At 37.9% G+C, this 15,109-nt stretch carries 14 protein-coding genes and 1 pseudogene; 13 read left to right on the top strand and 2 right to left on the bottom strand.

Features of this window, described 5'->3' with window-relative positions; all coding sequences use genetic code 11:
• Positions 1-134 precede the first annotated feature (134 nt).
• The 3 genes from KI356_RS19875 to KI356_RS19865 all read left to right on the top strand — a co-directional run bounded on the left by KI356_RS19875 (position 135) and on the right by KI356_RS19865 (position 1,484).
• Positions 135-686 (top strand): GNAT family N-acetyltransferase, encoded by a 552-nt coding sequence (locus KI356_RS19875; RefSeq protein WP_128282334.1) that lies wholly within the window; start codon positions 135-137, stop codon positions 684-686.
• A gap of 77 nt (positions 687-763) precedes the next feature.
• Positions 764-1,123 carry a nuclear transport factor 2 family protein gene (locus tag KI356_RS19870; RefSeq protein WP_212936221.1) on the top strand — a complete coding sequence of 120 codons (360 nt, stop codon included), beginning with the start codon at positions 764-766 and terminating at the stop codon, positions 1,121-1,123.
• 133 nt (positions 1,124-1,256) lie between these two features.
• Positions 1,257-1,484, top strand: coding sequence for a coiled-coil domain-containing protein (locus KI356_RS19865; RefSeq protein WP_002033458.1), 228 nt, complete (start codon positions 1,257-1,259; stop codon positions 1,482-1,484).
• A gap of 71 nt (positions 1,485-1,555) precedes the next feature.
• Here KI356_RS19865 and KI356_RS19860 read toward each other — a convergent pair whose 3' ends face one another.
• Positions 1,556-2,881 (bottom strand): ArsB/NhaD family transporter, encoded by a 1,326-nt coding sequence (locus KI356_RS19860; RefSeq protein ID WP_128282333.1) that lies wholly within the window; start codon positions 2,879-2,881, stop codon positions 1,556-1,558.
• Between the two features lie 263 nt (positions 2,882-3,144).
• Between KI356_RS19860 and KI356_RS19855 the strand changes: the two genes are divergently transcribed.
• Positions 3,145-3,495 (top strand): YojF family protein, encoded by a 351-nt coding sequence (locus KI356_RS19855; RefSeq protein WP_000407039.1) that lies wholly within the window; start codon positions 3,145-3,147, stop codon positions 3,493-3,495.
• Positions 3,496-3,510: 15 nt separating this feature from the next.
• Positions 3,511-4,173, top strand: coding sequence for a bacillithiol biosynthesis deacetylase BshB2 (gene bshB2 / locus KI356_RS19850; protein WP_128282331.1), 663 nt, complete (start codon positions 3,511-3,513; stop codon positions 4,171-4,173).
• A gap of 85 nt (positions 4,174-4,258) precedes the next feature.
• Here bshB2 and KI356_RS19845 read toward each other — a convergent pair whose 3' ends face one another.
• A complete protein-coding gene (locus KI356_RS19845) occupies positions 4,259-5,491 on the bottom strand; it encodes a MerR family transcriptional regulator (protein ID WP_128282330.1) in 1,233 nt (410 codons plus the stop codon).
• A 186-nt stretch (positions 5,492-5,677) separates the two neighbouring features.
• On the opposite strand from KI356_RS19845, the gene KI356_RS19840 reads away from it, so the two are divergent.
• The 8 genes and pseudogenes from KI356_RS19840 to KI356_RS19805 all read left to right on the top strand — a co-directional run.
• Complete coding sequence (locus KI356_RS19840; RefSeq protein WP_128282329.1) at positions 5,678-6,964, top strand: NAD(P)/FAD-dependent oxidoreductase; 1,287 nt, start codon at positions 5,678-5,680, stop codon at positions 6,962-6,964.
• A 12-nt stretch (positions 6,965-6,976) separates the two neighbouring features.
• Complete coding sequence (locus KI356_RS19835; RefSeq protein WP_128282328.1) at positions 6,977-8,449, top strand: aldehyde dehydrogenase family protein; 1,473 nt, start codon at positions 6,977-6,979, stop codon at positions 8,447-8,449.
• A 45-nt stretch (positions 8,450-8,494) separates the two neighbouring features.
• Positions 8,495-9,895: an MATE family efflux transporter gene (locus KI356_RS19830; RefSeq protein WP_212936220.1), complete on the top strand. Its 1,401-nt coding sequence runs from the start codon at positions 8,495-8,497 to the stop codon at positions 9,893-9,895.
• Positions 9,896-9,941: 46 nt separating this feature from the next.
• Positions 9,942-10,223, top strand: coding sequence for a cupin domain-containing protein (locus tag KI356_RS19825; protein WP_212936219.1), 282 nt, complete (start codon positions 9,942-9,944; stop codon positions 10,221-10,223).
• 180 nt (positions 10,224-10,403) lie between these two features.
• A pseudogene (locus KI356_RS19820) lies at positions 10,404-10,502 on the top strand (methylmalonate-semialdehyde dehydrogenase); the annotation flags it as partial.
• Positions 10,503-10,635: 133 nt separating this feature from the next.
• Positions 10,636-11,991 (top strand): aspartate aminotransferase family protein, encoded by a 1,356-nt coding sequence (locus KI356_RS19815; protein ID WP_164881587.1) that lies wholly within the window; start codon positions 10,636-10,638, stop codon positions 11,989-11,991.
• Between the two features lie 107 nt (positions 11,992-12,098).
• The gene (locus tag KI356_RS19810; RefSeq protein ID WP_212936218.1) at positions 12,099-13,718 is read left to right on the top strand and encodes an amidohydrolase; all 1,620 of its coding nucleotides are present in this window, start codon (positions 12,099-12,101) and stop codon (positions 13,716-13,718) included.
• A 421-nt stretch (positions 13,719-14,139) separates the two neighbouring features.
• On the top strand, positions 14,140-15,109 hold a 970-nt coding region (locus KI356_RS19805), incomplete at its 3' end, for a multidrug effflux MFS transporter (protein WP_212936217.1).

Raw genomic sequence — 15,109 nt, 5'->3', positions numbered from 1 at the left:
TTAATTCAATGCAAGGGAGATGTGCCAATGTCAGCGCTTATTGTAAGTATCCCATTAAAAAAGCAGTATATGGAACAAGGGGATAAATAGGCTAGAATTATTGTCCCCGCTATTTAAAAAAGGGGGAATTTCAGATGACAATTAATCTTTTTCAAAATAAAACTATTAAATTAGCAGCTGTTAGAGAAACGGATGCTAAAGTAATGGCTGTGTGGCAAGAGGATAGTGAGTATTTAAGAAATGTAGATACAGACTTAGCATTCCCGCAATCGTTACAAGAAATAGCAAGTGATGGACTATTAAAGGGGCGGAGATCGAATAGTGTTTCTTTCATGTTAAGGACAGTTCAAGATGATCGCTTAATTGGTTTTGTTGCAATTCACGGCATAGAGTGGAATAACAGAACAGGTTTATTAGCAATTGGTATAGGAGATATGAATGATAGAGGTAAGGGTTATGGAAGGGAAGCAATCCAGCTTATTCTAAAGTATGCTTTCTATGAATTGAATTTACACCGCATCGGTCTCGATGTTATTTCGTATAATAAATCTGCCAGTGCACTGTATAAAAAGATGGGTTTTCAAATGGAAGGCTGTATGAGAGAAGCAGTTCAGAGAGATGGAAAGTGTTTTGATCGTATCATTATGGGGATATTGCGGGATGAATGGATTGAGCTGCAAAACTAGTAAAAACATACAGAATAATTGTATAGTGTGGTGAGGAAAATCTAATATTCAGATGATCAGAAGGGAGGGGTGTACTAATGGAAGGTTTCTCTCCATTAAGAGAGTGTTTATATCAGCTAGAGGAACGATTACTTAAGCCAGAGGTTCGCACATCTCAAAAAGAGCTTAAAAAGATACTTGCAGATGATTTTTTTGAATTTGGGAGTTCTGGTAAAGTTTTATATAAAAATGAGGATATCGATAAAAATGGAATAGGCGTGGTAAAAATGACTTTAAGTGATTTTGAAGTACATCCTTTATCCAAAGATGTAGTATTAACTACTTATCGAATATTCAATGAAATAAATAATCAACACTCGTTACGTAGTTCAATTTGGAAATTTAGAGAAGGAAGGTGGCAAATGCATTTTCACCAAGGTACACCTGCTAAATTTTAATGAAGCTATGTTTTTTAGGTGTGAAAAGAAACTATAAAAAATAGAATTGTTGAATATATGGTATGCAGGAGATATAATGATAATTGGCGAAATTTTACAGTGTACTGATTGAATTTATAAGGAGTCATGCGAGATGAACTTAGAAAAAAGTAAGCCAGTAAACGAAGAGGTCGCTGAATTAAAGGAGCTTATAAAAGAATTGCACGGAAGTGTGCACCAACTTCAAAGTGAAGTGCAGCAACTAAGGCACGAAAGACCAGTTGTTGAAGTGAGAAAAGGTGTTCAATTATCCCCAACAATCATCGGACAAATTGGTGGTATGATTTTAGGTGGATTAGCAATTATCGGGATATTTTGGTGATGAAAAAAGGTATGCGGCGTAGTGCTGCATACCTTTTGTGTTTGAAGATATAATTTCATACAATACAACTTTTACATTAAATAACGTAAATATATATAAGCATGTGATAATAATAATGCAATGATTGTTAATGGTAAACCAATCTTTAAGAAGTCCATATAAGAGAATCCATGTCCTTCTCGTTTTGCAATACCGGCAACGACTACGTTTGCGGATGCCCCGATTAATGTTCCGTTTCCTCCTAAGCAAGCTCCAAGTGATAACGCCCACCATAGTACTTCGATTTGCGGAGAATCGACAGATAGTCCGAGTCCTGTAGCTAAATCTTGAATAAGTGGAATCATCGTTGCGACAAATGGAATGTTGTCGATTGTCGCAGATGCGATGCCGGATACCCATAAGATAAGTATAGCAGCGAAACCGATGTCGCCATTTGTTACGTCAAGTACTTGTTGTGCAAGAGAAGAAATAAGTCCGATATCAATTAACCCGCCAACGAGAACGAATAGTCCGGCGAAGAAGAAAATTGTTACCCATTCAACGTGGGCGAATACATCTTCTATCTCATGTTCTTTCACACCGATTAACATCAGTAGAGTAGCACCTGTCATCGCAATAACGGCAGCGTCTACATGAATAATAGAATGAAGTACAAAGCCTAAAATAGTTAGTCCTAAAATCGTAATGGATTTTAAAAGGAGACTTTGATCTTTAATATAATCTTTCTCATTTAATGCCATTAATTTTTTAATTTGCTCAGGCGTTGTTTTTAGTTTGTTACGATACATGAAGTAAATAATGCCAAGTGTAACGATGGAAATAATAATTACGATTGGAGCTAAGTTTAGTAAAAAAGCATTAAAGTCTAAATGCTTATTTGCTGATCCAATCATAATGTTAGGCGGATCACCAATTAATGTTGCTGTTCCGCCTATATTTGAAAACAATACTTCTGAAATCAAATAAGGAACAGGGTTTACTTTTAAAATACGTGTAATGGATAGTGTAACAGGAACGATTAATAAAACGGTTGTTACGTTGTCCAAAAATGCAGAACCGACAGCGGTTAATAGGGATAGTAATAATAAAATGCGGATTGGTTTTCCGCCAGCTGCTTTCGCTGCTTTAATGGCTACAAATTCAAATACGCCTGATTGACTCGTAATATGTACGAGAATCATCATCCCGATTAATAGGGTGATCGTTTCCCATTGAATATGTGATGTGAAAGCAGTATGTAAATCTACAATTCCAAAAATAATCATAATAGCAGCACCGAATAGTGCGATTACAGCACGATTCAATTTCTCAGAAATAATAAAACCGTACGTGACTAAAAATACGGCAATTGCAAAATAATATTGCCAATTTGCTACTTCATGTACTGATTGTTCCAATCGTGTCACCTTCTTTAAAGTATGTATTCAATTGTCGAAATGTATCTCGCTGCAATTAATACGGGATAAAATATATTGTAGCAAATTCAAAAAAGAAAGAAAACTATTTAACAAAGTGAAGGAAAAAATGTGGTTTTTACATATGATATAAAAAATATAAAAAACACAGTGCAAATTATTAGGAAAAGTGAGCGTTGTCCTCTAATATAGAGATAGCAATTTACATTATTTTTGCGTAAAATGGTTTAAAGAGGTGAATTCCGATGGAAATAGTAAAAGATAGTTCTCTTATTCAAAATGAAATTGAACGTTTTGTAAATAAAGATGTATATATTCATTTAGAAACGACGAACGGAGCGTATGCGTCACACTTTAATGAAAAGATGATGACAGTAGGAGCATTCATTCGAAATGCAATTATTCGCTTTGAGCGCGGGAAAATAACTGGAACAAACCCATACCGAGTTGGTTTGAAAATGGATCATGGCTGGGTATATGCAGAAGGTATTACGCACTGGGAAGTAGACGATAAAGAGCGTTTATTATTAGCAGGGCACGATAATCAAGGTCGCTTAGCGGTTGCACTTGAGTTAAGCTTAACGCCATTTAAGTAAGAAGGAGGGAAACTTATGGAGAGACATGTACTTGTTGTATTTCCGCATCCAGATGATGAAGCATTTGCTGCGGGAGGAACAATTCGCTTATTAACAGATCAAGGAGTACCTGTAACGTATGCGTGTGGTACTCTTGGACAAATGGGACGTAACATGGGGAAAAATGTATTCGCAAACCGTGAAACGATTCCAAATATCCGTGAAAAAGAATTAAAAGATGCATGTGAAGCGATGGGGATTCAAGATTTAAGAATGCTCGGTTTCCATGATAAAACGTTAGAATTTGAAGATGTTGATTTCGTTGCAGATAAAATTGAAACAATAATTCAAGAAGTAAATCCATCTCGAATTATTACATTTTATCCAGAGCACGGCGTACATCCAGATCATGATGCATTCGGCCGCGCTGTAGTTCGCGCTGTATCACGTATGTCAAAAGAAGAACGTCCAGTCATTCATGCGGTTGCAATTACGAAAAATCGTGAAGCTGTACTAGGTGAACCGGACGTTGTAAATAATATTAGTGAAGTATTTGAACATAAATTAGCTGCACTAGGCGCACACCGTTCACAAACAGAAGCAATGCTTGAAGAAACACATGCAAAAATAAAAAACAAGGATGCAGCAACATTGAAATGGCTGCAACTTGAACAATTTTGGACTTATAAATGGGAGTAGGCTAGAAGGATATCTTCTAGTATCTCTTACATATAAAAAGCGCCGTCACTTGTGATGGCGCTTTTTTGGGGTGAAGTGTGGTCTGCTATTTTTTCGTACTAGCCAAATACATCAGCATGTGAAATTTTTCGTCTATTACATGATAGTTGAAATAAGGTCCTGGATCTGTACAGTAACCGATATTTTCACTTTGCGTGATTTGAAATCCGTTAACTGATAAATTTTCTTCTAAGTATTCTGGATATAAAATATGCTCGTGGGAATTTGGATATAAGGCTAAAATATTTTTTAAGGATTTGGCCGAGCTATCATAATACGAGTATCCGCCCACAATTGTTGAACTGTTATGTAAATAGTTTTTTAAAACGTGAATTGGGAACTGCGGATTGAGCAGTGAAAAATCAGTTACTGTAAAACTATCCACAAAAACATCGATGCTAAGTGGTTTCAATGGCAGATTTAAATCAGAATTCAAAATATAAAGGACGCGTGGCTTCGGATTCATACGCTCAATTCTATTTCTAACCTTCTTGAGCATCGCAAGCGAATAGCCACTGAATACATAAGATGCGCTCGTTTCAAGAACATCGATATATTTGGGTAGTGACACAAAAGCGTCAACGTTTGTTTCCACGATTAATTTGTTTTTCAAATCTATATTTTGTAGAATTTTTTGAAATTGAAAATTACTTTTTTCAAATAAGTTAATCATTTTAGGATTGATCTCTTTAATCGTTTCTTTATCGTAAAAATAAGATGGATAAGGAGACGTCTCGTACAAGTTCGCGGTAATAATAATACCATCCTCGATAGCTGCCTCGTATCCACAGCTACAAGTTAAACTCCCCGTGTGAATGTAGACTTTTTTAATTGTTACATCTTTCATTTCAAGTGGAATGCGGCATTTCGGACAATAGAACAAATCTACAAAGGAAAGAGGGATTCCTGTAATATTCTCTTCTTTGGATGAAGGTGAGCTAGTTTGAACCGCTTTTTCAATCAATTGGATAGCTTTTGATATGTCTTCTTTTTTCTTGGTCAGCTCGTCCTTCTTATCAATGAGCAAGTTGTTGTAGTAGTCGATATCCTCGTGGTCCGAGAAGTTTGTGACACGCCGATACGATAAAATTCGTTGGATTTCTATCAATGAAAAATGAAATTTTTTCAGCTCAGTAATAAAAGCCATGTCGTCGAAACACAATTGGTTCATTTGATACTGGGTGTTTTTTTTGTCTGGTATTAATAATCCTAGTTCAATGTAATAACGAACGGTATCAGTCGTAACATGAAAAAGTTTCGCAAATGTACCAATCTTCATAGATGTCCCCCCGATGAAAAAAGTGGAGTTACTCCACTTTTTTCGTAAAATGAATGCAAAAAACTTTCAAATGGCTATTGACTTGGAGGAAACTCCAAGTCGTATTATTAATTTAATAAGTGTGAATATTTTGAATATTTTTGACTGTATTGTAACATACATGTCACGAAAGGAGAAGGATTAGCTATGGATAAGATGGATCGAATGGATACGCTCTCATTGTGGAAAGCAACTGCGAACAGCTATGACAAAGGAAAACCTCTTGAAGGAAATGAAGAGGCGGATGTTGTCATTATTGGCGCAGGTTTCACAGGTCTTTCTTCTGCATATCATTTACAAAAATTAGGGAAGAGTGTCATTGTCCTTGAGCAGGAAACAATCGGATATGGTGCAAGCGGTCGCAACGGCGGGATGGTATTGCCAGGATATAAGCCAACGATGCAGGAGCTTGCCAAGAAGTATGGGGCCGAAGAGGCGAGACAGCTTAACAATCTTTCTCTGCTTAGTGTTGAACTAGTTAAAAACATCATCGACGAGCATCAAATCAACTGTAACTTTAGAAAGACAGGTCACATTGTGGCGGCTTACAAGGCCAAGCATTTTGAAGGATTAAAACATGAAAGTGAATACTTAAACAAAAATTTTGGATATGAATCTAGTGTGCTTGATCGAAGTCAGTTGCATCAAGAAATAGATTCCCCGCATTATTATGGATGCCTAGTCGATAACTCGAGTTACTCATTCCAACCACTGAACTATGCAATTGGTTTGGGAGAAGCAGCTAAATCAATCGGTGCAAAAATCTTTGAGCATTCGAAAGCACTATCTATTGAGTACGGTCAAAATAGTGTGAAAGTTGTAACAGAAAAAGGTGCTGTTACTGCGAAAGACATTATTGTGGCTACAGATGGTTACTCTGGAAAAATCATGACTGAACTGAATAAAGGCGTACTGCCAATTTCGGCACGTATTATTGCTACTGAACAGCTTCCCGAAACACTTTTGAATACCGTCATTCCTAAAGATCGCATGGTTTTTGATACAAGCAGTTTCCTTTACTATTTCAGGCGCACACCAGATAATCGGATCGTATTTGGCGGTGGCGATATTCGTCCAAACTTAGGCGATGCTGTTTATCAAAGTGTTTACGATGCCATGGTTAAAATAATGCCAAAACTAGAAGGAAGCAAGATTGATTACAGGTGGGGTGGATTTATCGGCGTTACAATTGATACGTTCCCGGTTATTGGCAGATCCAAAGAAGGCGCATATTTCGCAACGGGTTATACGGGCCACGGCGCGTCTCTTTCGACATTGTTTGGTAATTTATTGGCACAATGGATCGTTACGGGGAGTGCAGGTGGATATCGATTTGAAAAGGAACGCCTCAAATCATTCCCGTTCTATAATCAGAAAACGATGCTGGTCAATATAGCACATATTGGTTTCAAAATGTTAGATATTATTGCGTAAAGGAGAGTTGTTATGAAAATTAACATGTTCATTGACGGGAAATGGGTAGAAGCATTATCGGGTGCTAGACGAAACATTATCAATCCTGCAACCGGAGAGGTTATCGCAACGTCTGCTAATGGATCGGTAGATGATGCGAAGATAGCAATTAAGGCAGCTCGTAAAGCATTTGACAGCGGCATCTGGTCGGATTTATCGGCTGATGAAAGAGCTGATTATCTATATAAGATTGCAGACCGCCTTGAAGAGAAGACAGCTGAAATTGCACGTTTGGAAACGGAAAATAACGGTAAAGTTATTCGAGCAACGACCTTTGTGGATATTCCAGTATCGATTCAATGTTTCCGTTATTATGCTGACTTGATTAAAGGTATGAAAAAGGAATCTTACACTCGCGAGGATTCTTCGGAAACAGTGATTATTCATGAACCAGTTGGTGTTTGTGGACTTATTGTACCTTGGAACTTCCCGCTTATGTTAGCCGTTTGGCAAATTGCTCCTGCACTCGCTGCAGGGAATACAATTGTAATTAAACCTGCTGAAGTCACTCCTGTAAGCGTATTCAAACTGTTTGAAATTATCGAAGAGGTTGGACTTCCAGATGGAGTGGCTAACTTGGTATTGGGACCTGGCTCAAAGGTTGGGAATGAGCTTGCAGAGAGCCATGATGTTGATAAAGTTGCCTTTACCGGTGGAACAAAAACAGGTCAAAGTATTATGCGCGCAGCTGCGGGTAATATGAAAAAAATCACACTTGAACTTGGTGGTAAATCTCCACTTATTGTGTTCGAAGATGTGGATTTTGAAACTGCAGTTGATAATGCGATGTTTGGTATTTTCCACAATGCTGGGCAAGTTTGTTCAGCGGCATCCCGTTTACTTGTACAAGAGACCATTTACGATAAGTTTGTTGAAAGATTGGCCGAGCGTGCGAACAAAATTGTAGTTGGAAACGGGGAAAGCGAGAACATTGAAATGGGGCCTCTAACAAACGAGACTCATATGAATGAAGTTTTACAGTATATCAATAGCGGAATCGAAGAAGGTGCAAGATTAGTTTGTGGTGGTAATCGCTTAACAGAAAATGGGCTTGATCGAGGATTTTTCATCGCACCAACAATCTTTGCTGATGTAAATGCGAATATGCGTATTGTTAAGGAAGAGATTTTTGGTCCGGTCCTTGTTGTAGAGAAATTTAAAGATGAGGAAGATGCCATCCAAAAAGCGAATGATTCCATTTACGGATTAGCAGGTGCAGTATTTACTGAAGATATGGATCTGGCAAAACGTGTCATTAGTAAAATGCGGGCGGGAATTACTTGGATTAATAGTTATCATCTTGCTTATGTTGAAGGTCCTTGGGGCGGATATAAGCAAAGTGGAATCGGCAGAGCATTAGGTGCTGATGGGCTGGAGCACTTTATGGAAACGAAGCAAATCAATATCCACCAGCATGCCAAGCCTGTAGGTTGGTATGCGAATTAATTGAGCTTAACTTGCTCTATAAATTATTTATAAGGGGATATGCTCATGAAAAGAGAGCAACTAGAAGTAACGAATAAACCGGTGGATGATTCAGTGCTAGGAACCAAAAGTATTCCGTTACTATATTTACGCTTTGCTTTGGCAGGAATTATGGCTAACGTAATTCTAGGAGTTGTATCGGTTGTCGATGGTTATTTCGTCAGTGGCTTTCAGGAGCTGGAAATCGAAGGGATAGGAATTGGATTTACGGTCATGGTTATTACCCGTATGATTGGTGTTCTTTTAGGTGTCGGAGCTGGAGCGGTCATTTCACTTCGACTTGGAAAAGGGAAGATAGAAGAAGCTAGAGGTATTATGGGACAAACTTTATGGTTTACTCTTTTCCTTTCTACTTTGATAGCTGTACTTGGATTGGTCTTTGAAAATGAAATTATGATTTTATTCGGAGCAAGTGATGAAGCGCTCTCGTATGCGGTGCAATATAGCCGACTGCTATGGATTTCATTGCCATTAACGATATTGGCCGTTGTATTAAGTATTTTAACTAATATTGATGAAAAACCTGGATTATCAATGAACAGTTGGTTAGTCGCAGCAGTTGTTGCTGGGGTTACAGAATGGATTTTGGTAACGAAGTATGACATGGGGATGATGGGTTCTTCATGGGCCAATACGATTTCGCAATCGATCCCTGTTCTCCTAATCTTTTATTTCTGGTTTGGTAAAACAAAACTTAAGCCGAAAATGAAAGATATGCTGATTAATTTTAAGAAGATTGGTGAAGTAGTTTGGACGGGATTTGCCTCTTTCTCAAGTCAGTTCATGATGTTTTTTGCCATTATTATCTTCAACAACTTACTACAAAGTTACGGTGGTGGGCTGCACGTTGCCGCTTTCACGATTCAAAACGGTTATATTACAAATTTGCTCGCCTTAGCAGCGCTCGGTGGGATGACAGGACTTCAACCGATTATTAGTTATAATTACGGTGCGGGAAACCTTGATCGTGTTAAGCAAGCAATTAAGATGGGGCTCATTTTTACAGTTTCCTTCTTTGTGATTGTGACAGCCATACTAATCATTTTTGCAGATCCAATTGTGTCATTTTTCTCCGGTGGTAATCCTGAATTGCAGAAACTGGGCATTTGGACGACAGTTGTATTCAATTCTTTATTTATGCTTAATGCAGTCAGTTTACTTATCTCCGGTTATTTCGAATCACAAGAGAGAAATTGGATCGCAACGTTTATTAGTGTTAGCAAAATGCTGTTGTTCTTGTTCCCATTTCTATTTATTTTCCCGAAATTCTGGGGTGTGGAAGGTGTATGGTATGCAGGTCCTGCTGCAGAAATTCCAGGTATTCTCATTGCCATATACTTTATGAAAAAAGAATTCAAACGTTTAAAGGTTACAAAAGTTACAAATGTTAAAACAGTAGATTTATAGGAACATATTCCGTCAAAATTACCAATAAGAAAGAGAGTGGGTCATCATGTTTATTGCGAAAAAACTTACAGTAGAAGAAGCTGAGCAACTAGGTGTCTACACATGGGAACCATGGGTAGGCGAACCGAATAAAGGAACGTGGCATGTAGAAGAGCAGGAAGTTTTCTATGTGACAGATGGTGAGGTGTTTATTACTGTTGATGGAAAAAGGTATCATCTTACAAAGGACTGGATTGTTTCCTTGGCTAAAGATCTTGTTTGTGAATGGGATTGTCCAGTATTTTTGAAAAAGAATTATAAGATGAATCATGAGATTAATCTAAAATAATGTGAACTGGGGAGTGGACAAATGCTAAGCAGATGACTGCTCCTGCGTATTCAATGGATAAGATTAGTAATGTTGAAGAAATGTATGTAAATACGTTTACATACCGTTAAATGAATACGCTTTCTTTTTTGGGTGCAATAAATACATAGACGGTTATCTTAAAATAGGAGGCTTCATCTCTCAGATTATAAGAAATCCTTCTATGGCGATCTCCATGCAAATGGAAAAGATGGCGTAGAATTTTATACTCGCAAGAAAATGCTTACGGCTCGTTATTGAAAGAGTGATCCCGCATTAACGGGCAGTAAGATCCCCACCTCAAAATTCAGCTGGAGCAAAGAAGTTAGGTGGGGGATGAACAAAACCCCTACTGATTAAAGTTTCACTTTATATGAAACCATAAAAAAATAGAATGGAGTTGGTGATTGTGCAAGCGACAGAGCAAACACAAAGTTTGAAAAAAGCAGATGAAAAGTACCTTTGGCATGCGATGAAAGGAGCAGCCCCTAATCCAACAAATTTAATTATCACAAAAGCAGAAGGGGCATGGGTGACGGATATTGATGGAAACCGTTATTTAGACGGTATGTCCGGTCTTTGGTGCGTGAATGTTGGGTATGGTCGAAAAGAGCTTGCAAGGGCGGCTTTTGAACAGCTTGAAGAAATGCCATATTTCCCTCTGACACAAAGCCATGTTCCTGCTATTAAATTAGCAGAGAAATTGAATGAATGGCTTGGCGATGAATACGTCATTTTCTTTTCTAACAGTGGATCGGAAGCGAATGAAACAGCGTTTAAAATTGCTCGTCAATATCATCAACAAAAAGGTGATCATGGACGCTATAAGTTTATTTCACGCTATCGTGCTTACCACGGTAACTCAATGGGGGCTCTTGCAGCAACAGGTCAAGCACAGCGAAAGTTTAAATATGAACCATTGGGGCAAGGGTTTCTGCATGTAGCACCGCCTGATACGTATCGCAATCCAGATGATGTCCATACACTGGCAAGTGCTGATGAAATCGATCGTGTCATGACATGGGAGTTAAGCCAAACAGTAGCAGGCATGATTATGGAGCCAATTATTACCGGGGGCGGAATTTTAATGCCTCCTGATGGATATATGGCAAAAGTAAAAGAAATTTGCGAGAAACACGGTGCGTTGCTCATTTGTGATGAAGTTATATGTGGATTTGGCCGGACAGGGAAGCCGTTTGGATTTATGAATTATGACGTCAAACCAGATATCATTACAATGGCAAAAGGCATTACAAGTGCGTATCTCCCTTTGTCAGCAACAGCAGTTAGACGAGAGGTGTATGAGGCATACGTAGGCAGTGAAGATTATGATCGCTTCCGCCATGTGAATACGTTCGGAGGAAATCCTGCTGCTTGCGCCTTAGCTTTGAAGAATTTAGAAATTATGGAGAATGAGAAACTTATTGAACGTTCCAAAGAATTGGGTGAACGACTGCTAGATGAACTTGAGGATGTAAAAGAGTATCCAAACGTAGGAGATGTTCGCGGAAAAGGCCTTCTTTTAGGTATTGAACTAGTGGAAGATAAGCAAACAAAAGAACCGGCTACCATTGAAAAGATGAACAAAGTCATCAATGCTTGTAAAGAAAAAGGTCTAATTATTGGTAAAAATGGTGACACTGTTGCAGGTTACAATAATATTTTGCAGCTTGCTCCTCCATTAAGCATCACAGAGGAAGATTTTACTTTTATCGTTAAGACAATAAAAGAATGCTTATATCAACTTTAATTAATTATTGGTAAATCTTGTTCAAAAGAGGAATAGCCTATCGAGAGATATCGCTTTAAATATTAAACCAATCACTCTAAAAGAGTAATTCCGAAAGGGCTGAGTTTATGAAAGCTGATGTTGTATTGATAAATGGAGAAGTTATTACAGTAGACCAAAAGAATACAGTAGTCGAAGCTGTTGCAATAAAAGATAATCGTATCGCAGTTGTTGGTTCAAATCAGGAGGTTAAGAGTTTAATAGGAGAAAAAACGGCTGTAATTGACCTGCAAGGAAAAACGCTTCTTCCTGGATTCATTGATTCTCATATTCACCTCATTGCTCATGGACTGAATCAGTTGGCGGTAAGTTGTAAAGCTGAACATATTGATTCTATCGAAGCTTTGTTAGAGGACCTGAAAAAGAAGGCCTTAGAAACTCCAAAAGGTGAATGGATACGTGCCTGGGGCTTCAATGAAACTACTGTGAAGGAAAATCGTTATCCAACAATCACTGAGCTGGATGAAATTTCAGTTGAACATCCTATTATCGTATCTCGTACTTGCAACCATATAAGCGTGGTGAACAGCAAAGCATTAGAAATTGCGCAAATTAACGAGAACACACCGAACACGAGTGGGGGAGTTATTGAAAAGAATCAGGCAGGAAGGCTTACAGGAAAGTTAATTGAAGCAGCGAATATGGAAATGAGTGAGGTTGCAAGTTATACAGAAAGTGAAATGATGAAGGCTGTGAAAATTTCATCAGATCATTTCGTTGCAGCGGGTATAACAAGTATACATGACGCAGGTGGATTTGGACCGGAGAGTTACCGTTTACTACAACAAGCTGTGAAGAGTAAGGATATTCGTGTCCGAATATATGCAATGATATGTCAGTTAAATAACTCCCATGAATTTGTTAATAAAATGGTCGAAGCTGGTGTGGTAACTGGTACCGGAGATGAGAGATTCAAAGTTGGACCAGCTAAAATGTTTACAGATGGAAGTAGCACTGGGCCTACAATTGCAACCCGTGATCCGTACTCGAGTGACCCTAGCAATTCTGGCATTCTTTATTATAGTGAGGAAGAAATCTATCAGGTTTTAGGTGAAGCACATAAAAAAGGCTATCAAATCACTGTACATGCACAAGGTGATAAAGCCATTGAAATGTATTTGAATTGTGTAGAGAAGGCGCTAGAGGAATCACCAAGAAAAGACCACCGTCATCGAATCGAACACGCGGGAATTTCTTCACCAGATTTACAAGAGAGAATGAAAAAACTCGAGGTGATTCCAATTCCAAATCCTCCATTTCCATATGAATTTGGAGAGATATATGCCCGGCACTATGGTGATCGTGTTAATCACATGTACGCTGCTCGTGATTTTATTGATCGTGGCATCATTGCAGCAGGTGGTTCGGATGCCCCAGTTACTGACTATAATCCTTTATTAGGAATTCATGTTGCTGTAAATAGAAGAAGCAAGTCTGGAATGGAGATTGGTACGAATCAATCTATAAGCGTAATGGAAGCTATTAAACTATACACATGGAATGGCGCTTATGCGAGTTTTGAAGAAGGGATAAAAGGAAGCATAGAGGCCGGAAAGTTGGCGGATTTAGTTATATTAAATGACAGCATTTTAAGTGTCAATCCAAACCAAATTAAAGATTTAAAAGTAGAGACAACAATTATTGATGGGGAAATTATCTATCAAGAAGAACAATCAGTGAAAATGTAGCCATAAAAAAACTCCGCCTCCAATTGTTAGACTATGTATAACAATTGGAGGCGGAGTTCAGTTGTTTAGTTGAGCTTTTTAAATCCTGTCTAATTGACAAGGGTCACAGCATTATGTTTTTGATTGATCAATTCATAATCGTGAAGGTACGAATGCGAGAATTATTTCATAAAAGGATATTCGTCTACTAACAAAGATTCAGATCATGAACACTAGAAAACGAACACAACCTATCATATAATTGAAATACCGTATTTTAAAAATAATGTTAATATTACCCTCCTATAAGTATTAACATGCGTAATTGAGGTGTTTTCTTTGTTGTTTTATGATCGAATTTCTATAATGGCCCCTCCTGTTCCGTAGCTAAGGAAAGTCTATTCATTTCTGAGGTTTTCAAAGTTATAGGAGGGTATTAAAAATGAAAAAAGTCTCAGTACCATCGCTTTTGTTAATGATTATTCTTGTGGCATTTCCGCAAATTAGTGAAACAATTTACACACCGTCTTTACCAGACATTTCAAAGGCGCTACATGTAAGTAATAATGAGGTGCAGTTAACGCTTAGTGTTTATTTTGCTGGATTTGCTTTAGGTGTATTTTTTATTGGATGGTTATCGGATATAGTTGGTCGTCGCCGCGCGATGTTATTTGGAATTGTAGTATATGGCGCTGGAAGTTTCTTATGCTTTATTGCAAATTCTATTGAATTTTTATTACTAAGTCGATTTATTCAAGCGTTTGGAGCAAGTGCAGGATCAGTTGTTACACAAACGATTCTTCGTGAAAGTGTAGAGGGGCATAAGAGGCATGTTATGTTTGCTCAAATTTCGGCAGTCATTGCCTTTACACCAGCGATTGGCCCGTTAATCGGGGGCTTTCTTGATCAAATGTTTGGATTTAAAATGGTGTTTTTAAGTTTAGTAGTTATGAGTGTCGGAATTTTACTGTATACGTTTGTTTCTCTTCCAGAAACAAAAACGGACGCAGTAACGAATCAAATAAATGTATTTTCTGTTTTAAAACGGTTGATTACAAATCCGAAAGTAGTAACATATGGGCTATTAATTGGAGGAGTAAATGGTGTTTTATTTAGCTATTATGCAGAAGCACCGTTTATCTTTATTGAATATTTTCAGTTATCACCTAGTATGTACGGATTTCTAGGAATTGTTGTTGCGTCTGCTTCTATTATTGGGGCGAAAGTGTCAAAACGGTTACTTGCCGCTTATAAACCAGAGAAAATTATATATATCGGTTGTCTTGTAATGACAGGGGGAGCTATCCTTTTATCTGTTATTACGTTTGTTGGATCAAATCCAAACGTAATATATATGATTGGATTTTTAGTAGCGATGTTTATATTGCTATTAGGAATTGGAGTAGCGTTAC

This window comes from Bacillus hominis (assembly GCF_018332515.1).
Classification (GTDB): domain Bacteria; phylum Bacillota; class Bacilli; order Bacillales; family Bacillaceae_G; genus Bacillus_A; species Bacillus_A hominis.
This window is presented reverse-complemented; position numbering and strand designations above follow the sequence as displayed.